Consider the following 25833-nt stretch of genomic DNA (forward strand, 5'->3'; position numbering starts at 1 on the left):
ATGATGAAAGTAAATGTCGAAAACCTGAAACGAAGCCATCAGATTACTCTGTTTCTGGTGGACGCGATAATGTTGTTTCTGATATCCGTCAACCTGATCTGGATTATATTTGATTCCCTGTTTGTCAGTGACCTTTTCAGATCCCTTCTTAACGGGATTTCACCCACCTTCACCAGTTTCTATGCAAGTCAGATCCATCCGGATTTCGTCACCTATGATCTGATGTTTGTGGCCGTATTCATTACTGAATTCGTGCTGCGTTGGGGAGTGGCGATCTATCAGAAAACCTATCATCGCTGGTTCTTTTATCCCTTTGTTCATTGGTACGATTTGGTGGGGTGTATTCCCGTAGGTTCATTCCGTTGGTTGAGGTTGCTGCGGATCTTTTCCATATTGTATCGTTTGGAGAAGTACGGAATCATTGATATCGGGAATTCCGCTTTTGGGAGGTTCGTAGCTAAATACTACAATGTGGTGGTGGAAGAAATATCAGATCGTGTGGTTGAAAACGTTCTTGATGGTGTGCAGTCTGAGGTTAAGCAAGGAAGCCCGGTATTGGAAAAAATTCTGCTGGAAGTTCTGATACCGCAAAAGACATTGATTGCCAATTGGTTAACGGTGAAGATAAATGAAATATCCGATGAAGTCTATGTACCCAATCAACAGGCATTACGTGGTTACATTGAGCGATCCTTAGCGGATTCCATTTCGCGGGACGTGAAGGTGGCTGCCATTGAATCCATTCCCGTGATGGGGCCAAAGGTGGTGGAGCTAATCGAGCAGACGGTGAGTGATGTTGTGTTCGATGTGGTAGACGGCCTGATGCTGGATATCGGGAAGCAGGAAACGGATCATATCGTCATGGAATTATTGGATCGGGTGATTCATAAAGTTCTGGAACCCACCGATGCGTTTAATGAGGCAAGCAAGGCGGTACTGGTGGATGCGATAGATATCATCAAGGCCCAGGTAAGGGTGCAGCGCTGGAGATTGGAGACTACATAATGATCAGCTTTGAAGATTACCGCAACATGGATGGCACCGAGCTGGCAGCGCAGATTAAGCAGGGAGCGCTTTCCCGGGAAGAAGTACTTGAGTGTGCTATTTCCCGTGCAAAACAGGTCAATCCAGCGATCAATGCGATCATACATCCCTATTACGATGAGGCCCGTAGTTACCTGCAAAAAAATCAGAGTGATGGTGTGTTGGCGGGTGTCCCCATGCTATTGAAAGATTTGGTGGGAGAAGTGAAAGGGTGGGTGACCCAAAATGGAACGGCGGCCTACAACAGGACGCCGGCGCAATCTACCAGTAGTCTTTTCAAGCGATATTCAGACATGGGGTTGGTGTTTATCGGCAAAACCAATACACCGGAATTCGGGCTGATGGCAACTACGGAGCCTGTGGCCAGTGGACCAAGTTTCAATCCGTGGAATCTTTTGAAATCAACCGGTGGTTCCAGTGGCGGTTCTGCGGCTGCTGTGGCTGCAGGAATCGTTCCCATTGCCAGCGCGGGTGACGGTGGGGGTTCCATCAGAATCCCCGCCTCTTGTTGCGGCTTGTTTGGATTAAAGCCGACACGCGGTATCAATCCTTCCGGGCCCTTCGCTGAGCTATGGGATGGCGCCGTATCCGAGCATGTACTAACACGCAGTGTGCGTGATTCTCTGACGGTTCTTAAAGGCAGTATGGGTAGTGACCAATACTCCCACGTGCCCTCCATGGTGCCCCCTGATTTTGTTCGGCAGCCCGCATCACGGCGACGTACGCTACGAATTGGTTATTGCGTACGGTCGTTCTATGGTGGCACAGTGCATGAGGATACCATTAATGCCGTTCATCAAGCGGTTGATGTGCTTAAGGGGCTTGGACATGAGGTGGAAGAGGTTGAGCTGGAGTTGGACGGAGACAAGCTTGCTTCCTGTTACGGTGATATTTACGCGGCGCACGTCAATGCGGACGTATCCGAACTAATAACCCGCTACGGAAAGCGGTTTGTGCGGGACAACATCGAGCCACTTAGCTATCTAATATATGCCATAGGAAACCACTTTCGCGCCGGTGATTTTGTTCTGTCTAAAAGACGCTGGGCTGAGTTCAGTCATATGATGTCAACCTGGCATAAGCAGTACGACGTTTTGGCAACTCCGACCATTGCGGTACCGCCCTATGATATTGGTGAAATGGCGGGTAGTCATCTTGAGAACATGTTGTTGAAGATCGCAAATCGGTTGTCGTTGTCTGCCTTTGCCCCCAGGCAATTGCTGTACGAAGTGAGTAAGCCGCACTTGCAGAAAGTTCCGTTCACGCAACTGGCGAACATTACCGGGCAACCGGCCATGTCGGTGCCTTTATTCTGGAATAATCAGGGGCTGCCTATCGGCACGCAATTTGTTGCTGACCGTATGCAGGATCAATTGCTGTTCGATCTTGCATTCCAGTTGGAGGAGGCGTGCCCCTGGTTTCATAAGGCACCGGCACTTTAGTTGATAGCGTATTCCTGTATGGCCGTCTCCTGCAGCTTCGCCTGCGGCAGGTTTGTCTTGATATGATTTTTCAGGGCGCTTTCTGATTCCGGCCCTTCATCCAGAAAACTGTTTAATATCTTTATGGTGCGTTTTAACTGCCACTCAATTTCATCCAGCATCAGGATGACATCTGCCGTCTCTCGATAGGCAAAAGACAGTTTCTCCTGTTTGACCTGTTGCAACCAGCGCAAATAGCCTTCGTCAAGTATCCCGGAGCCTCTGACGGTCCGTAATACCTGTGTCAGAATGGCTCTCGAACTTTGCAGTGATTTGTGCTGGGTATCCTGATTAATCTCACTTACGACCTGTTCCAGACCGGAGAGAAGGTAACTTAAAGTACCGTTCTTGTTTTCCAGGCGGCGAACTTCCAATTCAATATTCTGATCATGGATATGGCATTTCTCATCCAGCGACGCTTTTTTCAGAATTCTGACCAACGCGGTATAGGTGTTGTAGAAATGGCTTTCACTATTGACCTGAATAAAGGGTAACAAGTCTCTTAAGCCTTGCTTTTGATCGGCGATCAACTTGGCAAAGACGGTAAAAACACTGTCGCTCAAGGCAATAATCTGGCTTTCTTGAGTCAGATGTTGATCGAATTTTCCCAGCGGATAACCCGTGCCGTCACAGCGTTCATGATGCTCCAGAACAATCCGGGGGACGCGGTTACTGAGATTGGGAATGGCTTCCAATACTTTCTGCGCAATGACAACATGGGCCTGGATCTGCCGCCACTCTGCAGGGTCCAGGCTGGATTTCTTGTTTAACACATTAGGGTCGATATGCATCATTCCCAGGTCATGGGCCAACGCTGCCAGAAAGCAGTCATCGATATGCTGTTCGCTCAATTTCATCTGTTGGGCGATTGCCAGGCTTAGCCAGGTTACGCAGAGTGTTTGCCGATAAAGCGCCGGCATCTGTTCCCGCATCACGGTCAGCTTCTGTCGTAGTACCGGATACTTGGCAATTTCCAGACTATGCTGCTTGAAGGGTTTTTCCAACTGCAGGGCCGCGTGTATCTGTGAAGTTTCCGGCAATTTCTTAAGTTGCTTGCTGAGATCACGATATAATTCCTGAGGCGACACCGCATTATCTATGTTTACACAGGCCTCAATGGGCTTGATCAGTTTGAATTGAACAATGCGGTCAGACATTTTTCTGTTGATTCGAGAGCCTTTTTTCAGAATCAGGGCTCCCTGTTCGTTGTAAATATCCTCGCTTGCAATTACATCCCTTTTTTCACCCAAGTGTGCCAGTCGCTTGGCATAGGTGTTTTCATTGCATGGTGTGTTAGTGGTCATGGCTAGAAAACGATCAAGTCTGTGGTAACGTAAAGTTAGCCAATAGTTGGAAGTCAGGCAATAGGGATGCCAATGGGTGGGATTCTGACTGCGCCCAAGGCTACACCCAGAGAGACTTGATTTCTTCAAGAAATCAGATAGATATTTTCAAATTTACAACACTGCCATGGAAATTACGAATAATTGACTATGTAGAATTATGTAATTTTGATAGACGGGTTCAACGGTCATTAATAATACGTGCCAGGCTTAGCAGGTCGGAGCTGATCAACAGACCGTTTTCAATGGCCTTGGTCAGATTGATCTCGAACTGCTGCTGGTCACTGGTTCTCAGAATGTTCACCACACCACCCATGCGGGCAAAGTCCTCTACATTACCAATACTTAACACGAAGAGGTGATTCAGGTCTTTAAAGAACGCATCCAGCTTGTCATGATGATCAATTCCCACGAACAAAATATGGCAACCACTCTGGATACGGGCATAGTCTGTGGTTCGTATCACTTCCAGCGTTCGGTCCCGAACCATTACCCCATTAACGATATCCAGAAATTCACCAAAGGGTACCGCACCGTAGAGGCACATTTTCAAGGCGCTTGATTGATCCGCGAAAGCATCGGCGGGCCATTCTACAAAGTTGGCAAAGTTATATAGGAATAGCGCTTTAACCTGATATTCCTTGGCGAGATCCAAATCGCTGCGGGTGGCTGAGTGGGCCGGATGAGCCAGGGTGAGTGCAAGGCACAGAAAGCCTGCGTACTGCCACATTCTGAAGATTTTGCGGCCATTTCTGAAATTAGAAAACATAATTGATGTACCCGTAAACAATTATTCCCGGTGGATCTTCTGCCAGGTCCTGGCTGAGATTTTCGGCGAGGGGGAAACCAAGCGTCACTCTCGAGCTGATGTGTGATTTATATAGCACATCAATGCCTAAACCGGCACCGGAGAAGGAGGCATCGTCCTCGTTGCCTGTGTTCTGAATCCCGTAAGCGTAGTCCGCAAAGGCAAAGGGCAATACTTTGCAACCATTGCACGGAGTCAAATAGTCCAGCGTATGCTGCACGCTGAAACTATAGACCGAATCAGCGCTGAAAAGTGCCGGTTCATAACCACGTACACCGTAGGGCCCGGTCATCACGGAGCGTTCGGCAGAGGGCAGGCTATCGGGTGCGTAGCTTATTTTCAGATCGGCACTGGTAACTTGCTCGGCTGGATTGCCCGCCTGCCAACGGAGCTGATACTGATATCGAACTCTGGCAATCAAAATAGTATCTTCCAGCGCCTCATCATCGGTATCGGTCACGCTGCCCAGGGTCAGGCCCAGCTCCAGGGCTTGTTTGCTGGTGCCGGTACTGGGGATGACGGCAGCATTAAACTGGGTATTCAATGTGATGTATTGTGTGCTTTCCGCAAACACATCCTTGAACTCTTTACTGGTGATAACAGAATTTTTAAAGGCAAGGTTGCTGTACAGGGATGCTGCAGCATTATCCTCTTTCAATAGACCCAGTTGATAGAAGCCTGAGACAGCTTCAAGATGGCCCGTTAACCCCAGCTCCTGAAAATCCCCAACGATTTCAAACTGATTGCTGTAGGCGCTGAATCCCGCAAAGCTATTGTCGATAGGGGTAGGACGTTTGTACCCTGCAACACCATACAGATTGCCGATTTCATTTGTCGATATCAGGGTGGCCGACAGAGTATCGCCATTACCGGTGAGGTTGTTCTGTGAGTATTGTCCAACGACTCTATAAACCCCGGTGTTGTTAACCCCGAAATTATCCACACGAACCGATGCCTGGTGTTTCTGTTCGCTGACAACATGAAGGTTCAATCGTACCTGCCCTGGGTGCTTACCCATTGAGAAAAAGCCAAAAATTTTCAAACCGTCGATCATGTTGGCTTTTTTCATCGCATCCTGAATGTGGGGCTCATAAACCACTGTGCCCAGCAAGTGAGTAAACGGCTTTTTAATGTGCTCGGCGCTATATAACTTATTGTTCTTAAGATGTATCTCTGTAATGCGACCGGGAAGCACGTTGACTGTGAGCGTATTGCCTTCGATTTCATTCGGTACGATGAATACCTGATTAAAGGTTAATCCTTTTTCGTGATAGGCGATGGTCATGGCATCCGCCAGGCTGTGCATATCCGAAATGGTCATCCAGGGGTCCATACCGGCGTAGGCTTCGTTAAGCTTTTTGCTTATATATTCTTGCGTAACACCGTATTGTGGGAATAAGGCATTACCTTTCAGTTCAATTCTCTTGATCAGGGCCTTGCCATCCACGAGGTGATCAGTGCGTTTGCGGCCGGGCGTTTTGGGTATGGCCACAGAAACCGGATTGCGGCTGGAGGGTGATTCATTGATTTGCAGGGTTGAATCTGCCTGCCCGTTCGCACCAAAGCTTGATAGATGTGTCAGTGCCAGGCAAAAGCAAAATAGCCACTTGCAGCAAATTACCAAATTTGCGTAGGTTTTTTGGGATGTGAAGGGGGATACCCGAAAAACAACCGGACTGATAATTAAAATACCGCAAAAAGTGAATTAATTGTTTATACTCAGCAAGTATATATTCTTTCTGAAAAAAAGTAGTAAAAGACGATTGGCAAATGTTTATTTGTGTATCACGTCATCGGGGAAGGAGGCTGGCAACAGCTGAACATCGGGTGCGCTGTAGATTGCGATGATGGAATTCAGAAAACTAAAAATTAAAACAAAGCTCATCGTAGTTGTTCTTCTGACCAGCACAATCGGGCTACTGTTCACTGGCGCAGGTGTGCTGACTCTCGACCGTGTCAAACAGAAAGAGATTCTGGCCGAGGAAATGTCGATTCTTGCCAGGGTTATTGCCTCCCGCAGCGCTGCTGCCCTCAGTTTTCGTGACCAGGCCCGAGCCAAAGACAACCTGACATCGCTGCTGGTTCGCGAATCCGTTGAGTTTGCCTGCATGTATGACATGAACAGGATTGTGTTCGCCAGCGTACAACGCAATTCCGAGGTGACGGCAGCCTGCCCTGATCAACCCAGAGAACCCGGCGAGTATTTTTATGAAGGCTATCTTGAAGCTTACCAGTCCATTGATCTGAATGGGCTGGCCATTGGAAGCGTAATGGTGAGGACCAGCCTGATCGATCTGGACCGTAGGCTGCAGAGCCAACTGTTGGTGAGTGTCGGGATTCTGGGGCTGTCTCTCATAACAGCATTTCTCATGACGCAAAGTCTCCAGAGGGCAATCTATAAGCCCATTGTGGATTTAGGTGATGTGGCCAATAAAATCACTGAGCATAATAACTTTTCCATACGTGCCTCCACCACCAACAAGGATGAAGTGGGGGATGCCATTAATGCATTTAACTCCATGCTGAACAAGATTGAAGCCGATAAAGAAGAGCTGACCCGTTTAGCCTATTACGACCCGCTGACCAAGCTGGCTAATCGTCGCATGTTCAGTGAGCGACTGGTATTTGCTTTGGAGAATGCGCGTCGCTCCGGTGAAAGGATGGGGCTAATTTTTCTGGACCTGGATAAGTTCAAAGTGGTTAATGATGAGTTGGGGCATGATATCGGTGATTTGTTGCTTAAATCGGCAGCCAAGCGGCTCGAGGCCGCGTTACCGGCGAACGCCACTGCTTTTCGCTTGGGTGGTGATGAATTTACCGTGCTGCAGGTGGGTGTTGTAGAGAAAGACCTTGAAGACACCGCGCAGGCTATTTTAAAGGAGTTTGCCGAGCCCCTGATACTTGCTGGTAAGCAATTGTCCATCTCTTCCAGTATTGGCATTGCGCTTTCAGACGGTAATGACAATGTTTCGTCCATTATGAAAAGCGCGGATATTGCCTTGTACCAGGCCAAAGATGCCGGGCGCAGTAATTACAAGATTTTCGGTGAAAGCTGATCAGTCCGGCAGGCTGCCGCCAATCAAGAGCTTACCTAAATAACGTTTAATCGCGTTTTGTCGAATACAGTCTTTGTCAGAGCGGTCTTTGGGAACACAGCTTTCCACGATGTTGTCCAGAGATCCTTTTCCGGATGGAGGGGCATCGCCCAACAATGTGCTTTCAGTTTCCTCCGGTTCTTCCACCAGGCCTTCCGTAATGGTGGAATCCACTTCATCTATGACGTCATCGCTCAGGGAGGGAGGGGATCTAACAGCCCGTGAAATTGTGGTGATGGCTTGGCCGCCATCACCGATGCTGGATATGGATTGGACATCGAAAGCGATACCCGGGCGATCCAGGCCGGGGGAGCCGGGATCGATGGGCAGGCCTGCCTCATAGACCACTTCTATTTTTATATTGCCGTTTACTGCAAGAACACTTGCTCCGCTTGCGGAATCAGGTATCTCAAACAGCAAGTCGTGATCGGGTAGAAGGTTGGCAACAGGGCCGGATATTTCCACTCCGTACAGGCCGTTTGGGTCGGTTACCATAACGGTGCTGCCACCAGCCAGAAAGTTGATGTTGCCTCCCGGGTCGTTGGCCGCACCTATGCTGGTGATATCGCCTTCTATATAAATATATTGGCCGGACATGGTGATGCCGTTTTGCCCGGTGGTTTGTATTGATCCCAAGACTTCTATACCACCTGCCTGCAGATCCCGGTCACTAAAGGGCAATGACCAGTTCTGCTGGCTGGCAATGCTGTCGAAATTCTCTGCGTCGGCATTGCTGGTGTCCAGGTCGCTGAGTAGCAGGCCGCCTACGTTGATGCTGGCACCTGCGCCGATCAGTACACCGGCGGTGTTGATAATGAATACATTGCCATTGGCGTCAAGGCTGCCAAAGATCTGGCTGGGAGAGCCGGAAAAGTCCCTGTTCAGTGCAATCGCATCCACGTTGGGCTGATTGAACAGGACGGACTCATTGTTGGCAATATTGAAACTTGACCAATTGATCGCGGTATTCTGGCTGCTCTGGTCGATTACGGTTCTGTTGGGGTCTCCGGGGTCGACGCCGATGGTTGCTGTGCCTGATACAACATTGCCGCCGGTGGGTGCCGACAACACAGGGACGGAAACCAAAGGCAGGGCCAGAAGGATTCCAGCAACTTTTATTGTATGGTTTGACATGGCTATAACAACATCATCGGGTAAACTTACACAGAAATAAGTGTAAGATCTGGATCCGAAAGCGTCCATTGAACATCGAATTGTTTGGTAATGAAGTGTAAGTGATATTGTCGAGTTCTGATTCTACAGATACAAAAGTTGCTGCTTTTAATCGCATGCTACACGGGAGATTGCCTGGCGCCGAATTGGGTTTTCAGGCTGTGCCAGAGTGTAATGGGTTGAATTTGTTGCTCATTCAGCCTGGATTTGATCCCCGTTTATTGTCCGGGGATCAGCTAGAGAAATTGAGCGATGATCCCCCTTACTGGATTTTTTGTTGGGCCAGTGGGAGGGCAATGGCCAGGCGAATCCTGGCAGGCAGGTTGGATGTACGTGACAAGGTTGTTGCTGACTTTGGTGCCGGGTCGGGTGTGGTTGCGATTGCTGCGAAAATGGCGGGGGCGAAACGGGTGTTTGCCTGTGATATCGATGCCACCTGCCGTGAGCTGACGCAACTCAACGCGGCCTTCAATCAGGTGGATGTGGAGGTGGTGTCTTCCCTGGATGAAGTCCAGTGTGCACTGGATCTGGTGGTGGCATCCGATGTTCTGTATGAGGCCGCTAACCTGAGATTTTTAGACATGATGTTGGGAGTCTGTGCCGATGTTCTGGTGGCGGACTCGAGACTTAAGTCAATGCCGGATAAGCGATTTCGTTATATCGACAGAGTTTATACCACCTCGTTTCCAGATTATCAGGAGGCTTTGGAGAACAACGAGGTCAGGTTCTACCGCTCGCAGTGGCCACCATCAGGTTCTGTGGCTGAAGCAAAGGAGACCTGATGAAGTGCGTCTCCTTTGCTTGCCGGTAACCAGTGGAGGCCTGGCGGTTGCGTCATTCTGGAATTAGAACCAGATCATGACCCCAAGGTGGCCTCCTTCGTCCAGCTTGGATTTGCCAGGGGATTCGGTTTTTGCTTCCGCATAGCGGTATCCCAGGTAAACCCAGGCTTGCTCGATGAGCCGGTATTGTACACGGGCGGTGAAATCCATATAGCCTTCCAGCTCATCGAATGCCAGCACATCCGGGGCGTAATAAAGGTCAGACCGCAGGCTAAGATTGGTCACCGTGGGAATGTCCCAATTCACGAACCCGCCAAGGCCAACCGCCGTGCCGTTATCATCGGATCGATCGGCGTCAACGTAGTACGCGCGCCCACCGATACCGGCAAGTAAACCACTTTGCTTGTTTACGTTGTCAGCCACAAAAAAGCTGCCGTAATAGACGTCACCATTATCCTGGTGGTGCAGCAGGCCGGCTCCGATGTTAACCTCGGACTTCTGGATCTGGGTAGTGTAATCCACCGCCACCGTGTCGTTATTGAGGTTCAGGTCCAGGGTATGGGCGCGCGCCACGGCAGAAGCCGCAAGGCCCAATACGACGATTCCAGTAAATATAGACTTGTTCATTATTTGTGCTCCAAAAGGGTCACGTGGTCTCAACAGCCCGCAATTATTCACAGGTTGCCGGATACATTCAATGTGCAGGCTTCAAATTTGTGATTTTTCAATGGATTGGACAACCATACCGGGCATTGATCCGCCTCAGTGATGGTATTTTGGCGCAAAAAAATTCCAGATTACGACAACTTTTTAACAGGTCTATCAATTTGTTGTTGTAAGGTTCTAATTTTGTGGGAATAATTGCGGTACAGCTTTCTAATTAAGCTATTATTTAATAGAGAGTAGGGCGGCCGCACGGACCGCCGATCTGTTGGCCTGGTATGTTAACTCCCATGATTCACGATTTTGCGACAGCACCTAGAACCCCCAGGGAGCCCGCTAGAGCGGTTGCTTCGACGTTGTCTGATCATAAATCGAACAGGCGTCTTCCTGTGGTGGTGATGCTCGGGGTGATCACCGCCATCGGAGTTTGGTTGATCCGATCACCCGGGGCAGCCGGTACTCTTGAGGAAACCCAATATCCCATTGCGGCAGCGAAAACCGAGTACTTGCAGGCCGCCAGCACGGAGCAGAACCTCTTGGCCGGGCCTGAGCCCGTATCCTCTGTAACCACGGAACCGGTTGCATTGGATCAAAGTGTGCCTGAAAGGGAATCCTTAGGTGCCCAAGGCGTTGATCAGCACCTGGAAGAGTCCTACGAATTCTATGATTCATTGCAGGCCAGCTCCTGGAGTGTTCCGGTTCAGCGTGGCATTTATTTGACTGAAGAGGATCGCAAACGGGCAGAGTATCGCTATATTCTGCAGGCTGCCTCCCTGCGGGACCGTTCAGAGGCGGCGGCACTGGCCGCAAAGCTGCGTAAAATGGGTTTGGAAGCATCCTATTCGGTGAGCAATGGCGACCCCAACAACAGTGCGTGGTACCGGGTTAATGTGGGGCCCTTCAGTAATGTTTCTGTTATGAATAAAGCCGAAGATATGCTGGTTTCAATGCAAATGATGCCACTCAAGCGCCGAGTCCGTTAATAGGCCAAATAGGTTTGGTTGGATGACGATACACGCATAATGCCCTAGTATTGGTGGTAATTATGCACAGAACCTGCGTGTTCGTGTGTTACCATTTGCCAACATTCAGCGGCGCCGCATGCCTGTTAGTGAAAGAAAAATTGCACTATACTCCCATCAATTGATAACTGCTTGTTTATAAAAGGGTTTAGCGTGTTCCATATACGCATCTTTAACCACTATATTCCATTTCAATACGTTGTTCTTACTCTGGTTGAATATTGGGTGTTGGTGCTCGCTGTCTACTGCGCGCACTTGCTCAGATTTCCCAATGAGGCTGTTTCTGTTCTTAGCTTTGATGATCCAACCGCCCTGAAGACGTCGTTGTACGCCGTGGTCATGCTCTGCTGCACCCTGGCGTTGGGCGTTTATGAGGCCAAGATAAGGGAAGGTTTCTCCGGGGTTGCAGTGCGCTCTATCGTGGCCTTTTTCCTGCTTGGATGTGGCAGCCTGACCATTCTCTATTACATCTTTCCCAGCCTGCAGCTCGGCCGCGGTCTGCTTACCCTCGCAGTCATCATCTCACTTGCCCTTTGCCTGCTGGTAAGGGCTGTGTTTTTCCTGTTGGTGGACTCCAGTCAACTGCGCAGAAGAATCCTGATCTGGGGTAATGGGGCCAAGGCGCTGGAGGTAATTAAGGACATCAAACAAAGTGGCAAGAGCCACAACCTGGAAGTGGTCGGGGTGGTTGGCGCGCAGGAATCCATGCATCCTGAACTTGATCCAGAGCTGTTATTAAATATCCCGGTGAGCCTGGTGGAATTCTGTAAGCACAAGAAGATTGACGAGATCGTTGTGTCTTTGGATGAGAGGCGCCGGGACCGGGGTGGCAACCTGCCGTTGGACGAACTCATTGATTGCAAGCTGTCGGGTGTGGATGTGATGAATGCGCTGGAATTCTGTGAGCGGGAAATCGGGCGCATTGAACTGAGTAATCTGGATCCAAGCTGGATGTTGTTTTCGGATGGCTTCAAATACTCTGGTGCCAGGGATGTCTCCAAGCGTGTGTTCGACATTTTGATAAGCCTGGTGCTGATTCTGTTGGCGTGGCCCTTTATGTTGTTGACCGCGTTGGCGGTGTATCTGGAAGACGGTGCTCCGGTGTTGTACAAGCAAACCAGGGTAGGGCACAAGGATAAACTGTTTGATCTGTATAAATTCAGAAGCATGCGTACGGATGCCGAAAAGAACGGTGCCGTGTGGGCAAAGCAAAATGACGACCGGGTTACCCGGGTGGGTGCTTTTATTCGTAATACCCGCCTCGATGAGCTGCCCCAGATCTATAATGTACTTAAAGGTGACATGAGCTTTGTGGGGCCTCGGCCGGAACGTCCTGAATTTGTTAAGGATTTAAAGGAACAGGTGCCTTTCTACGGTGAGCGTCATCGAGTCAAGCCGGGGCTTATGGGATGGGCTCAGCTAAAGTATCCGTATGGAGCGTCCGTTGAGGATGCGGCACAGAAGCTAAGATATGATCTTTACTACACAAAAAATCACAGTTTGTTGCTGGATATTCTGATACTTATCCAGACTGTTGAGGTGGTATTGTTGGGTAAAGGGGTTCGATAAAATGGTAATAAGGGGAAATATATGAGGCTGTTCTGGGTTGTCTTGTTAAGCGCGCTGGTGATTGGTTGTGGAACCACAGGCAATCAGAAAATAGTTCAACCGGAGGACGCCGTCGTCCTTACTGGCAACGTGTATAAGATAGGAGAGGGAGACGCATTGAATGTGTCTGTCTGGCGGAACCCGGATTTGTCGGTAACGGTTCCCGTGCGCCCCGATGGAAAGATCTCAGTGCCTCTGATTGGTGATATTAAGGCAGCCGGGTTGGCGCCGGAAGAATTGGCAGCATCGATCAGTACCGCGCTGGCAAACTATGTTAAGAACCCACAGGTGACGGTAGTCGTTACCAATGCATCGAGTTCGGAGTTCTTGCAGCGGGTACGGGTTACCGGAGCGGTCAATGCTCCCACTTCAATTGCTTACAGCAAAGGCATGACAGTGATGGACTTGGTGTTGGTAACGGGCGGTGTGACGGAATTTGCAGACGCCAATAATACCCAGCTCTACCGAAATACCAAATCCGGCGTCAAATCCTATCGAATAAAGTTGCGTGATATTTTGGAGAAAGGCGATATTACAACGAATTACGCTATTCAGCCTGGAGACATCATTACGGTTCCGGAAAGTTTATTTTAGTGTGAGAATTGAATATGAGTGAAGCCAACCTTGACGCATCCTTTATTATCAACTTTGTAAAAGTTGTAATACGAGAAGCCATCAATCATAAGACTATTGTTGCCGTATCGTTCGCAATAGTTTCTTTGGCGGTGTTGCTGGTTGGCACTCAATTTCCCAAGCAGTTCAGTGCCAGAACTCAAATCTATGCAGATAGCCAGAATATTATTCGCCCTTTGTTGCAGGGGCAGGCCGCCACAACGTCAATATCAGATCAGATAAAAAATGTTCGTGAAGCCATCACTTCGCCGCGTTTGTTGCGTCAGGCCGTCGAGGATCTGAACCTGGTTGCCAATCCTGAAAATGCCCTTGAAGTGGAAAACACCACTCGATCAATTGGAAATCGTTTGTCTATACGAGCCATCGGACCCGGACTGATTGAAATTTCGTTCAGTGGCAATGACGCATCTGTTGTATACAACATTGTGTCCAAGGTTACCGATTTGTTCATCAGGGATTCAGCGGAATCCAAACGCAGAGAAAGTAGGGAAGCCTACCTGTTTATTGATAAACAAGCCAAAAACTACAAGGATCAACTGGTTGCCGCGGAGCAGAGCCTGAAAGAATTCAACTCTGATAACTATGACGGTACAGAGGGAGAAGCGCGGACCCGAATCATTGCCATCGAAAATGAAATTGAAACGATTGAAATTGAAATTGAAGAATCTCTGACCCGAATTAATTCTCTTGAGCGTGAGCTGGTAAGTGAGACGCAATTTGTAGAAAACCGATTCCGCAATGAAGAGTTGCGCAGCCGGTTGTCTGATGCACAAAGCAGGTTAGACACCCTGTTGCTTACCTATACAGAAGACTATCCCGATGTGGTTGCCCTGAAGCAACAGATCGTCGACCTTAAGGCGGCCATACAAAACTCTGAAGGGTCTGCGCTGGTGACCGTCAGTGGTTCCAATTCCAGTTCAGAAAATAACGTAAACCCCTTGTATGAAGAGTTAAGACGTTTAATTGCTACCGAAAAGGTGGATTTGAATGCGCGGCGGCGGCGCCTGGAAAGGCAAAACGCTGAGTTGCAGGAAGAGCGTGACCGTTTGGAACGCATAGCGGAAAGGCAGGCGGACCTGGCCGAGTTGACCAGGGATTACAATGTCACACGGTCAATCTATGAAGACATGCTGGAGCGTAAGGAGCGTGCTCGACTTTCAATGACGCTCGACATTGAAGGCCAGGGGGTTTCCTTCCGAATTCAGGAGCCCGCCAGTTTCCCGATTCAACCTGATGGTTTCAGGTTTTTGCATTTTGTGTTAGCCGGCCCTCTGCTTGGCGCATTGATTCCTTTGGGCTTGTTGGTCGTATATGTCTATGTGGATCCGCGCATACGATTTGCTGATTCTCTGGAACGCATTACGGGGGTAAGAGTGCTGGGGGTTGTGCCTCATATGACCACACCCCTGGGTAAACGGATATTGAGAAGTGATGTCATACTACTAAGTATATTTATCGTACTGGTCATGGTCGTTTACTTGTCAATTGCATTTGCGCATCGAGCTGGAGTGTTTTGATGGATAATGATTCAAAATCCGGTAACAAGCAGGTCAAATCCCAGGTCATCGATCTGAAAAGGCCCGCGAACAGCTCCCGTATCAGTAATATGGCTGAATTGGGCCATATGACACCGGATGAGCTGACGGCGCGAAAGATCATCAATGCCAGTATGCCCAATAAAGAGGTTCTGAATACCTTTCGTGAAATCAGAACCCAATTGGTGAAGATGTCAAAGGGTGGCAATTTCGTGGTCATGGTTACGTCGCTGACGGCCAAGGCAGGGAACAGTTTTATTGCCACCAATCTGGGGGCAGTGCTTGCTTTGGATAAAACCAAAACTGCGTTGCTGATAGATTGTAATCTGTATGACTCCAGCCTCAGTTCGTTGTTGGATGTTGAGCCTGATTATGGGCTTACGGATTATTTGGCTGAAGAGCACCTGGATATTAACGACATCATTTATGCCACCGGTATCCCCAGGCTTAGGGTAATTCCGGCGGGGACTCATGTGGAAGTGGGTGCAGAATACTTTTCATCGGAGCGCATGAAGCAGTTTGTTGGGGATCTGAAAGAGCGTTATCCAGATCGTTTTATTATTCTTGATGTGCCACCCATTGGCCTCTGGGCTGAGGCCCGTATATTGACTGCTTTTAGTGATTTCTGTGTATTGGTCGTACCGTATGGCAAAGTTTCAGAGGGGCAGCTGGTGTCAGCGGTGGAGGCAATTGGGAAAGAAAAATTAGCAGGCCTTATTTTTAATAATTGATTTTCTAAAGGTTGGCGGAATGTCACTCAAAACTAAACTGGGGAATGTGGCTGCGCTGTGTCTGCTATCGGTAGGCGCGGATGGTTACAGTGCGATGGATAGCCAGGTATCGGTAGGCGTGTCAGGGGAATGGATCGATAACGTTTTTTACAGCAGCATTGACCGGCGGCATGATCTGGTTTCAGAACTATCGCTGGATTTAAGTCTTCAAAGCATTCAGGAAGTAAATGATATTGCCCTGGAATACAGCTTCTCCCACGAGAACTATCTAAGAGACAGTTTTGACAATGCCAATTACATGGAAGGTACAGGCACGTTTGTGATTCCGCTTTTGCCCAGAAGGTTGTCGTGGAATTCTGAGATAGCGTCCTCCATTACTCTGCGTGATAGCCTCACCCCGGATAATCCTGATAACCGTGACCAGCGTAATTCGGCTCAAACCGGGCTCGATTATTTCGTTGTGAATACAGGGCGGAATCAGGTTTCCGTAAATGGCAATGTATCCATTGTCCGATTTCGGGAATCTGAGATTAATAATAGTAATCGGGGGTCGGTGGATCTTTCCTGGAGCCATGCCTTTAGCCGTAGAACCAATGGAGGGATGACCTGTTCTGGTGAGAAAGTTGATTTCACCGAAGACGATGCAGATTATGAAACGGTAGTGTGTCAGGTTAACTACGCCCGGCAGCTTGCAAATGGTGCTGTCAGCCTGGATGTGGGTAAACGGTCCGTAAATCCGCCCACCGGTCGGTCAACCAAAGGCACATCGTACACGTTCGACTTTTCCTGGGCGTTTGTGAACAGTGATTTGAGCGTAAACGTTCTAAGAGACATAACGGATACCACCGTTGGTTTGTCCGGTGGGGATTTTACCGGTGGGCAAGGCCCTATTGATATTAATACCGATGTCAGGTCGTTGACGGTAAGGAAGCGCGCAGAGGCACGTTACAACTATATTTTATCCGGCCGTGATCAATTTGGTGTTGTGGTTTACCGGGATTCTGACGACCTATATGATTCCGTTTTGGATACGGATCGTGATGGTGTGGATTTGAACTACACCAGAGCCATAAGCCAGTCCCTTAGCTCGAATATTACCTACTCGTTTGTTCGGACTGACTATGCCGATGGTAGCGAGTTTTCAGAAGTAGACTATGAAAACGTCTACAATTTTTCATTGTCGAAAGCCTACTCCAGGCGCTTTCAGGTGACGGGGATGTTGGAAGCGCAAACCCGTCGAGCACCCACTGAAATTGAGGAATATGAAGTATATTCTGTGCGGGCGGAAGCCAATTATACCTTCTAGAAAATTCTTCCACCGGTGCGGCCCTTTGAATGTGGCCGCACCGCTCTAAAATTACCGACCAAGTATATCGTCGTAGTGTTTCTGGATATCTGCGTTATCCGGAGCCAATTGATGTGCCTTGGATATGGCAGCTTTGGCCTCATCCAGCTTACCGCTCTTATGAGCAACCAGGGCGTACGTATCCAAAATGGCCGGGTTCTCCGGGGTAAGTGATTTTGCTTTTTCCGCATAAAACATAGCTTCATTCATCTTGCTGTTTTCGTATAAAAGCCAAGCCAGATTGTTAAGCGCTATGGGTTGGTTGGGATTCAGTTCAAGAGATTTCTTATATTGGGCCAGCGCCCGATCGTTCTGGTTTGTTTGTTGATAGCGGATTGCCCGCAATGTAGATGCTTCATAGCTGCCGGGGATTTGCTTCTCCCACTCGTCCAAGAATTCCATGCGTTTGACACTGGTCTCATCAGACAGGTTTGACCAAATCAACTTCGCAAGCTGATCACTTGGTCTCATTCTCCAGGCATCCAGATAATGCAGTATGGCTTCTTCAATCAAGTTTTCATGTTTCTTGATGTCGCCACTGATCAGATGGCTTACGTATGGATCCTGCGATTCGCTATCGGCTTGTGCAGCAATCTTCTTCGCTTGCGTTAAATTATCCTCTGTTAACTCCACGCCCACCAACAAATGAAATACAGAGGCATCGGCAGGGGAAACTTGCAAGGCGTCCATTAACAGCTTCTTGGCGTCCCCGGGCTTGCCCGAGCGCAGTCTGTCAGTAGCTGCAGATTTATAGAGTTCAACCATATAGCGGCTGATAGTTTGGTTGAAGGTAGAGCGGGTTAAGGCCGCCTCCCCATGAACAATTGCTTTATCGAAATTGAAATTTCGAGCGTAATGACGACTCATGAGATAATCAGGTGCCCAGCTGTTTACGGATTCTTCAGCCTTTTCGGTTAAGTAACTGAGTGCTCCCGAATCACCGCCTGTCTTTGCTTTCACCGAAGCGGCGCTGCTCAGGGCAAAAATATGGTTTGGTTCTTGCTCAAGCAATTCGTTCGAATAACGGATAATGTCTGCTGGTGAATTACGCTTGATAGACTCGATCAACTTTGCATTTATCGTGTAGTTGTTGGTGGGGAGTGCACTATAAGCATCATCAATGATTTGCCTGGCTCTGTCAGGTTCGGAATTGAGCAGGGTTAAACCAGCCAGCGCGCGGCTTTGAGGATTCTTGCTGGTCGACAGTTTGTCAACAAGGCTATTGATCTTGGCGGTTTCTTTCAAGACTTCGTAGTGGCTAAGGAGTCTGGCCTGGATGGTGATATCGTCAGGCGCATATTGAAAAGCTTGCTCCAGTTCCTTCAGCGCCTCTTGCTTGTCACCGGTACGGTTGAGGGCGTCTGCCAGTGCCAGGCGTGTTTTACTCATGTCAGGCGCAAGGTCCAGCGCCGCTTTCATCACTTCGATGGCTTTCTGGGTGTCGCCGTTAAAGAGTAATGCCAGTCCATACAATGACAGCAGTTTAGGGCTATCGGCCTTCTCGCGAATATTGGATTCGATGGCCTGGATTGCCTGTTCGGGGTTGCGCATCTGAAGTTCAGTTGCGGCGTAGGCAAGTAGGGCCTGATCGGAAGCTGTTTCAGGATCGATAGAATTTCCAAACAGTTCGGAGGCGGCCCGAAAGTCGCCCTTTGAATATTTGATCATTCCCAACATGGCACCCATGGTTTGATTGGGGTTGCTGCTGTACAGGTTTTCCAAAATGGTGCTTGCTGTGGTGATGTCACCGGCTTTTATTGCGTCCACTGCCTCCTGGAATTCGGCCTCAAGTTCCTGCGCCCGTGGATTGGCTTCCGCTATCAGCTTAGAGTAGATCATGGCTTCAGATGACCTGCCTTGTTTAGATAGGGTGGCTACCATGGCTCTTAATACCTGCAGCCTTTGCAGTGTCATACTGTCGGTTGAGGGTAGGGTAAAAAGGGCTTGAGAGAGATAATCTTCGGCGGCTTCCAGGTCGTCATTGTTGAACTTGTATCGTGCAAGCATTAACAGCGCTTCAATATTGTTCTCATTAAGCTTTAATGCTTTCTCCAGCTCAGTCAGCTGTTGTGTCCGTTTGTTGCTTTTGGCATAGATCATTGCCTGTGCGAGGGCTGCGTCGGATTGCTGTTCCGAGGTCTGGGCAAGGGAATGCAGGGTTTTCATTCTTTTTTGCGATGCGCTGATCTCGTTCAATATAACCAACGCTTTGATTTCAATGAACTTCGCTTCGAAATTATCATTCAGCTGGCCTTTATCAAAGGCGGCCTGTAGGGTTTCCAGTGTTGATTTGGCCTTACCCAGGATTATATAGTTTTTGGCAAGCAGCAAAGTGGATTCACTGTTTTTTTCGGGAAGGGTATTTAACAGGGCAATCGACTGACGGTGTTTGCCTTGCTCAAAATAAGTGCTAGCCAGCAAGTTATAGGCTTCGATATTGTTGTTATCGGCCTGCAGGGAATTTTTTATTTCAATAATGGCAACTTTGTATTGGCCCTGGTTGAAGTAGCTCTCAGCCCGGGCCAGATACTCCGCCGATTTATTCGTCTGCTGCTGCTCTTCGTTATCGGAACAGGCAGAAATAGTTAGCATCAGTAAACAGAAAAAAGCTGCTTTGTTCATAATGTTCATTACAGTATCCCGAACTCAGATTTCTTGGATATGAATCCCGTATTTTTTAATTAGGTCATATAGCGTGGGCCGGGTGACGCCCAGCAGTTTTGCGGCGGCAGAAATGTTTCCATCTGACATGTTAATGGCACGGATGATAGCGGCTTTTTCAGCCTCCTGCCTCACGGTGCGAAGATTGAGGGACAAGTCGTCATGCTGTGGCAAGCCAAGGTCCAGCAATCCAACATTTTTTTGATCACACATTATGACGGCGCGTTTTAATTTGTTCTCCATTTCCCGAATATTACCCGGCCATTCATAACCCTCGATAGCGGTAATCGCTTCGGGAGTAAAGCCCTTGATATTCTTGTTCAGCTGATCGCAGAATTTTGCAAGCAAGTGACGGGCAAGTAGAGCTTTGTCTCCGCCACGGTCCCGCAACGGTGGCAAATCAATTACCATTTCACTGATGCGGTAGAATAGATCTTCACGAAATGTTCCTTCTGCTACCATTTGCTCCAGGTTTTTATTGGTGGCGCAGACCACTCGAACATCCACCGGGATCTCTTCCCGACCTCCGAGCCGTTCCACTACACGCTCCTGTAGAAAGCGCAGTAGCTTTGCTTGTAAAGCCAGGGGCATATCGCCGATCTCGTCCAGAAACAGTGTGCCTCCGCTGGCCACCTCCACTTTGCCCAGGGTCCTTTTGGTTGCTCCGGTAAAGGCGCCTTTTTCATAGCCGAACAATTCGCTTTCCATGAGGTTCTCAGGGACCGCGGCACAGTTGATGGCAACGAAACGTTTATCATTGCGTGAACTCAAGGTGTGGACGGCACGGGCAATTACTTCTTTACCCGTACCAGATTCACCCAGAATCAGACAGGTGACATCGGTAGGGGCGATTTTTTCAATAATCCTGCAGATCGATGCCATGCGATCGTCGCTGGCGATAACCCCGGGAAGCGCATTTTGGCTGTTATCCTGCAGTCTTCTGTTTTCCTGTTCCAGCTCCCACATCTGGTAGGCACGCTGGACAATTAAATCCAGGGTATCGGTATTCACCGGCTTTTGATAGAAATCGTATGCCCCCATCGCCACCGCGCGCAGAGCATTTGAGTAGTCGTGGTAACCGGTGACCACAATAATTTTGGTGTTTGGTGCTATGCGCAGGGTTTCCTGAATGGTTGCGAACCCTTCTTCCACACCCTCTTCATCGGGAGGTAGCCCCAGGTCCTGGAGCACTACGGCGGGTTCATGCATGCGGATCGCAGCTATGGCACTGTTTCGGTCAGGTGCAACCACCACTTCGTACTTGTCAAAATGCCACCTGAGTTGGCTTTGTAGTCCCAAATCATCTTCAACGATGAGCAGTACCGGTTTGTTCTCGGTCATACTTGTTCAACTTGTGCTGTAGAATTATGGTCCCCGGTATCCATGGGGATGCGAATGGTGAAAGTGGTACCGACGCCGGGTTCACTTTTTACCAGAACATCGCCTCCCAAATTACGAATAAATTCCCGGGTTTGATACACGCCAATGCCCATACCCTTGCCGGATTTGGTGGTATCAAATGGTCTGAAAAGGCGGTTCTTGAGGAAGTCGCTGTCCATGCCGCAACCGTTGTCTTCCACTTCAATTATCGCCTGGTTGCCGTCCTCTGATCGTAGCGTCACATCAACATAGCCATCGGATGCTGTTGCTTCCTGGGCATTCTTGATAATGTGGGTAACGATCATTTCCAAATTATCTTCATCGGCAACAACTTTAAGGGAATCTTCTATGATTCTCAATGTTGGTGGCGGCATTCTATCCTGACATTTTTTAACTGAGTTAACGATGATGTTTTTCAGTTCCAGCGGCCGGCCTGAGGACGGTTGGGTTTGCTGAAGCTTCTTCAGGAGGTTGCTCATTCTTTGTACAGAGTTGTCGATTGTTCGGATCATGTCATCGATAAAATCCGGGTTTTCCTTGTGCTTGGCAGCATTTTCCACAACCAGAGCCTGTTGTGCGATCAGATTTTTAAGATCATGCATTACAAATGCGGACAGTTTGTTATAGGCGTCAAATTGTTTGGATTGGGCCAGCAGCTCAGCCGCTTCGTTGCGGGATACGTAGTTGGCTACTTCCCGGCCCACGGTTTTGAACAGGTCGAGATCTTCCCAGGTCAAGGCAAACTCAGTAGGCGGGCTGCTCAATAAGACGAAGCCAATCAGCTCGCTGTCCACCAGCATGGGGATGATCAGCCATAGATCGCCAATTTCCTTGCTCCATTCAGGCAGGTATTCATTGAAATTACTGAGCTCATGGTCAGAGGCGGCAGAAGGTGAAAACACCCATTCCTGCTCACGCAGGATAGTGCAGAATTCGCTGCCAGATGGCTCTTCGCATTCCTGGCGGGGAAAGTTCATATTCAGTGTTGCAATGGGAATGAAGCGGCCAAACTGGTTGTCCATCCACAGCATACCGCCGCTGCATTTAACCACGTCCATGATCGCCTTCAGCGCTTTTTGATGGGGATCTTCGTTGTCTTCAGGGGATGAGGTCAGATGGTGGATCAGGCTTAGCCACTGGGATCGATAATCGTATTTGTGTACGAAAAAATGCTTGTCAATGTATACGCTGAGATTGGCCCGGGCGGATTCCGAAAGGAACATGACGGCAATGCTGATCAAAGCACTGAATATGAGGGTAACCTGGATCACTGTTCCCCAGTCGCCGCCGTACAGTTTGATGTAATAGCCTCCAGCGGCCATCAGTGCCAGAAAAAAGCCTGCCGTGGTTAATCCGGTGGTATAGAACGCCATTGGCCTGGAGATGGTGACTCGGTTTTGCTGGGGGTAGTTCTGGGAGCTTACCGCCAACAACGCGAAGGAGAGGAATATGGCGGAGGCGCCATTGACGGCGCCGCGAGCTCGCCAGATTTCCGCATCCAGCTGGCCAAACAGCAATGCATAGGAGAATAGATAGAGGTCGTAAAGCAGGATTCCCGCTAATCCAAGGCTGTAGACTTTGTTGATACGGTTGTGGGGTGAGTTGCGAAACAGTTGTTCCACCGCGACAATACAAAGAATAGTGAGCAAGAGGCTTGACCAGACATAAAGCTTGTAGGCCTGATTCTTGTTGTCGATGAGTGTCGGCAGGATGATGACAAAAACAATGCCCGCCAATATCCAGAGGATGTGCAACAGCAGGAAGGGGCCCCTTTGCACTTTCCGGTTTTGGTTGCTGTATTTGAGTTGTTGCAGGATTCCGAATATCCAGCTGCCAAAACGCAAGGTTTCGCAGAGGATCAGTTGCTGTACGGTCAGGCTGGGAGAATAGGAATCCCAGGCCAATATGGAGCACCAGGTCACTGATATTAAAGAGGCAAACATCAGTGAAAAGGTAATGTGACGCTTCAGCCACAGAAAAATGGAAATTAGGGTAAGGGCTCCAAGCAAAAGCGAGCCACCCAAATAGCTGGTGAAGGTAACGTTCTCGAGTAGCATCAAGGAGAGCTTATGATGGTTTTAGCCTGCCAGTTTTTTTAGCTTGTCGGAAATATTACCCATGGCCCTTTCAAACAACACCCCGTTCTCCAGAATCTTGACATAGCCACGTTGCATATCCCCGGCAAATTCGTTGAGTTTCTTATCGAATACACGCAAGCCGAACCGGTTCACAAATACATAAGTCTCGCCGGGGTCGGTTACCATTGCCAACTTGCAGCGAAAAGTCTTGGCGCTGTTGGGAGGGGAGTAATCAACCCAGGTACCGGGGCGGATTCTGGTGGCTTTGGTTACGAATTCTTTGGCCGCTGCCTGGATTTTCAATTGCTGGCGTTGCACCGCGGTCATGTTGTCCCAGTTTTCGCTTTGCATCTCACCGGCCTGACCCAGCGCGGCCAAGTGTGCAGGTTTCAGTGATGACAACGTTTCAGCGTCGAGCTGTTGAGTGATGACCTGTTCGAATGTCTGTTCAATGACGCTGAGCGTATTGAGGATACTTTCCCGGGAGTGGTTGATGGCCTCGAGGCCATGGGATATTTTACGCAGCAGCTCGTCCTTGATCTTATCAAGTCGGCGTAGCGAACGTTCATCAGAGTGCGGGCGTAAGGCCCACACCAACTGATCCACCACTTGCTTTGCTTCAAGCCACTCAGTGCTTTCCACCCCTTGCTTCAGGTGTACATAAAGCAAGACTTTCTGCCAATCTTTGACGATGAAGTCGATAACGTAGCCGGGCAGTTGACAGTCTTTCAGGCGACTGTATATGGTCGTGTTGGCTTGTTCCCGGGCATGTTCAGCTTTGGCTTTGCCCTGGGCTGCTTCCTGGGTTCGTTTCTCCAGGACATTGGCCTTATTCTGGTCAAGCTTGGTGGCAGTTTGAAAAGAGGCCAGGGCCTTCTCGAAAATGCCGACGTCTCCGGTAAAGTTCTCAATAATGTCGTGAACCAAGCGGTTCACTTCTTTATAGAGCTTGTCCTGCTGGGATTCGCTGCTTTCATCCCAACCGACGGCGGACGTGGCGATCTCATTAATGAAGCGGCGGGCAGGGTGATCGCTGTGGGTAAAGAAGTGTTTGTCTTTCAGCGCAACTTTCAAAATCGGGATCTGCAGCCGGCTGATCAAAGCCTGGAAGGGCACAGGCAGGTTGCGGTCATCCAGAACGAAGTCGAAGAACATCGCAACCAGGTTGATGATGTCCTCGTCCGATTCATCCAGTGCATCCTCTTTCCCCGTTTTCTTGTTTTCGTCCAATATCTGGGCGACCACATTGCGAACGTCAAAACTCTGTGGGGACTGCAGATATTCACTGGACAGCTGCATGGCGGTGAGCGATTCCAGCAGGCTCTGTTGGGAAATCGGGGTTGAGTTACCGCTCACCGGGCGGGATATCCCCCCCGGTACCGAAATGCCACTGGAGCGCAGTTGGTTGAAGATACCCAGGACCTGGCCAAGCGTTACACCGGAGCTGCCCATGGGCATTCCAGCCCCCATTGCGGTGCCTGCCACACCTGCAACACCGGGTGATTGTGCAGCAGTTTCGGCCCCATAGGCTGCTTCCGGCTGCCCCTGTTCATAACCCTGCGCAGCAGCAGCGGCTGCTGCCGTGCCCGTCGCGTTTTTATTTTTGCGTACATCAAATCGAATTTGCGGCAGTACGCCGGCACTCACCATCAGATCATTGACCAGGGAGTAGATATTGCGAAGCTCCACAATAACGGTGCGGTCCAGGTGCTTGAGTAAGATGACTTTGCACTTGATATCCAGATCCAGTGCTTTCAGGGATTCGGTCACCGCTGCGCAGATCTGGGCCGGGTCGAGGGGGTTGTTGGTTTCATTGACCCGCACGTCCGGCATCAGATAATCGAAACGGCAATTCAGCTGATACAGTAGTTCCTGATTCTCAATGCGTGCCCGGTTGACGATGCCGGTAACCGCCACATCCTGCTCCATGTCATCCTTGCCCACAAGCTGGATCGATTCCAGGCTGAAGCTATCGTCTGTGCTGCGTTGGGAAGATTCGGTGCGGCCACTAATACGGCCTTTGGTGAGTGCGCGAAAGTTTTCTTCGTAACGGGCCTTGAATATGTTCCACACTTCGGGCTTTTTGATGCGCACTTCGCGCATGGAATCAAAGTAAAGGTTTTGCTCGTTATTGGTACCGGCTTTGGAGGCCAGGTCGAAGAACAGGTCGTCGCAGCTGCTGAAGAACTGGCTGAAGTTGTTGGATAAAATGGAGAACGCGTTTTCCTTTACCTGCTTGATGAGCGTAGGCATCGTGGCAGAGACATTTGAAGTCGGTCTGTTCCGTTGATCTTTGTCGCTCATCATTGAATTGCCCATCCAAAACCATTGCCCCAATTAGTTCATATTTTGAACTACTTTCTGGGTTGGAAACAATGTAAAAATTTCACGGTTTTTGTGATTTATGTGATTGATAAGTAATCTGATTGTATCCCATTAAGGCGGTAAATT

The 25833-nt window shown here is 49.2% G+C and carries 19 protein-coding genes; 10 read left to right on the plus strand and 9 right to left on the minus strand.

The window, feature by feature from the left end; all coding sequences use genetic code 11:
- Together D9N13_RS10695 and D9N13_RS10700 are read left to right on the plus strand one after the other, a co-directional pair.
- Window positions 1-1005 carry an ion transporter gene (locus D9N13_RS10695; RefSeq protein ID WP_290589277.1) on the plus strand — a complete coding sequence of 335 codons (1005 nt, stop codon included), beginning with the start codon at window positions 1-3 and terminating at the stop codon, window positions 1003-1005.
- Entirely contained in the window at window positions 1005-2486 is a 1482-nt protein-coding gene (locus D9N13_RS10700; RefSeq protein ID WP_290589280.1) for an amidase, read from the plus strand. Before D9N13_RS10695 ends, D9N13_RS10700 begins: the two co-directional genes overlap by 1 nt.
- Here the strand turns inward: D9N13_RS10700 and D9N13_RS10705 are convergent.
- From D9N13_RS10705 to D9N13_RS10715, 3 genes are all read right to left on the minus strand, one after another.
- Window positions 2483-3829 carry an HD-GYP domain-containing protein gene (locus tag D9N13_RS10705; protein WP_290589283.1) on the minus strand — a complete coding sequence of 449 codons (1347 nt, stop codon included), beginning with the start codon at window positions 3827-3829 and terminating at the stop codon, window positions 2483-2485. The two genes, D9N13_RS10700 and D9N13_RS10705, sit on opposite strands and share 4 nt — an antisense overlap.
- A 220-nt stretch (window positions 3830-4049) precedes the next feature.
- The gene (locus D9N13_RS10710) at window positions 4050-4598 is read right to left on the minus strand and encodes a YfiR family protein (protein WP_290589287.1); all 549 of its coding nucleotides are present in this window, start codon (window positions 4596-4598) and stop codon (window positions 4050-4052) included.
- Window positions 4599-4626: 28 nt separating this feature from the next.
- Window positions 4627-6168, minus strand: a complete 1542-nt coding sequence (locus D9N13_RS10715; RefSeq protein ID WP_290589290.1) for a ShlB/FhaC/HecB family hemolysin secretion/activation protein — start codon at window positions 6166-6168, stop codon at window positions 4627-4629.
- A 445-nt stretch (window positions 6169-6613) separates the two neighbouring features.
- On the opposite strand from D9N13_RS10715, the gene D9N13_RS10720 reads away from it, so the two are divergent.
- Complete coding sequence (locus D9N13_RS10720; protein ID WP_290589292.1) at window positions 6614-7732, plus strand: sensor domain-containing diguanylate cyclase; 1119 nt, start codon at window positions 6614-6616, stop codon at window positions 7730-7732.
- Here the strand turns inward: D9N13_RS10720 and D9N13_RS10725 are convergent, their stop codons facing one another.
- On the minus strand, window positions 7733-8905 hold the full coding sequence (locus tag D9N13_RS10725; RefSeq protein WP_290589295.1) for a filamentous hemagglutinin N-terminal domain-containing protein: 1173 nt from the start codon (window positions 8903-8905) through the stop codon (window positions 7733-7735).
- Window positions 8906-9240: 335 nt separating this feature from the next.
- Between D9N13_RS10725 and D9N13_RS10730 the strand changes: the two genes are divergently transcribed.
- Complete coding sequence (locus D9N13_RS10730; protein WP_290589298.1) at window positions 9241-9726, plus strand: class I SAM-dependent methyltransferase; 486 nt, start codon at window positions 9241-9243, stop codon at window positions 9724-9726.
- Between the two features lie 63 nt (window positions 9727-9789).
- Here D9N13_RS10730 and D9N13_RS10735 read toward each other — a convergent pair whose 3' ends face one another.
- Complete coding sequence (locus D9N13_RS10735) at window positions 9790-10353, minus strand: YfaZ family outer membrane protein (protein ID WP_290589300.1); 564 nt, start codon at window positions 10351-10353, stop codon at window positions 9790-9792.
- A gap of 434 nt (window positions 10354-10787) precedes the next feature.
- Here D9N13_RS10735 and D9N13_RS10740 point away from each other — a divergent pair, with 434 nt between their 5' ends.
- From D9N13_RS10740 to D9N13_RS10765, 6 genes are all read left to right on the plus strand, one after another.
- Window positions 10788-11372, plus strand: a complete 585-nt coding sequence (locus D9N13_RS10740) for an SPOR domain-containing protein (protein ID WP_290589846.1) — start codon at window positions 10788-10790, stop codon at window positions 11370-11372.
- Between the two features lie 192 nt (window positions 11373-11564).
- Window positions 11565-12980 carry a TIGR03013 family XrtA/PEP-CTERM system glycosyltransferase gene (locus tag D9N13_RS10745; protein ID WP_290589303.1) on the plus strand — a complete coding sequence of 472 codons (1416 nt, stop codon included), beginning with the start codon at window positions 11565-11567 and terminating at the stop codon, window positions 12978-12980.
- Between the two features lie 21 nt (window positions 12981-13001).
- A complete protein-coding gene (locus tag D9N13_RS10750) occupies window positions 13002-13613 on the plus strand; it encodes an XrtA/PEP-CTERM system exopolysaccharide export protein (RefSeq protein ID WP_290589307.1) in 612 nt (203 codons plus the stop codon).
- A gap of 14 nt (window positions 13614-13627) precedes the next feature.
- Window positions 13628-15169, plus strand: coding sequence for an XrtA system polysaccharide chain length determinant (locus D9N13_RS10755; RefSeq protein WP_290589309.1), 1542 nt, complete (start codon window positions 13628-13630; stop codon window positions 15167-15169).
- A complete protein-coding gene (locus D9N13_RS10760) occupies window positions 15169-15918 on the plus strand; it encodes a polysaccharide biosynthesis protein (RefSeq protein WP_290589312.1) in 750 nt (249 codons plus the stop codon). Before D9N13_RS10755 ends, D9N13_RS10760 begins: the two co-directional genes overlap by 1 nt.
- 19 nt (window positions 15919-15937) lie before the next feature.
- The gene (locus D9N13_RS10765; RefSeq protein WP_290589315.1) at window positions 15938-17224 is read left to right on the plus strand and encodes a hypothetical protein; all 1287 of its coding nucleotides are present in this window, start codon (window positions 15938-15940) and stop codon (window positions 17222-17224) included.
- 51 nt (window positions 17225-17275) lie between these two features.
- Here D9N13_RS10765 and D9N13_RS10770 read toward each other — a convergent pair whose 3' ends face one another.
- From D9N13_RS10770 to D9N13_RS10785, 4 genes are read right to left on the minus strand one after another with little or no spacing between them, the layout of a single operon-like run.
- On the minus strand, window positions 17276-19894 hold the full coding sequence (locus D9N13_RS10770) for a tetratricopeptide repeat protein (protein WP_290589316.1): 2619 nt from the start codon (window positions 19892-19894) through the stop codon (window positions 17276-17278).
- Between the two features lie 15 nt (window positions 19895-19909).
- On the minus strand, window positions 19910-21265 hold the full coding sequence (prsR, locus tag D9N13_RS10775) for a PEP-CTERM-box response regulator transcription factor (protein ID WP_290589319.1): 1356 nt from the start codon (window positions 21263-21265) through the stop codon (window positions 19910-19912).
- A complete protein-coding gene (gene prsK, locus D9N13_RS10780; protein WP_290589321.1) occupies window positions 21262-23361 on the minus strand; it encodes an XrtA/PEP-CTERM system histidine kinase PrsK in 2100 nt (699 codons plus the stop codon). Before prsK ends, prsR begins: the two co-directional genes overlap by 4 nt.
- A 21-nt stretch (window positions 23362-23382) precedes the next feature.
- Window positions 23383-25635 carry a DUF1631 domain-containing protein gene (locus tag D9N13_RS10785; RefSeq protein ID WP_290589323.1) on the minus strand — a complete coding sequence of 751 codons (2253 nt, stop codon included), beginning with the start codon at window positions 25633-25635 and terminating at the stop codon, window positions 23383-23385.
- Window positions 25636-25833 lie beyond the last annotated feature (198 nt).

It is taken from the genome of Ketobacter sp. GenoA1, assembly GCF_003671475.1.
In the GTDB taxonomy this organism is placed as follows: Bacteria; Pseudomonadota; Gammaproteobacteria; order Pseudomonadales; family Ketobacteraceae; genus Ketobacter.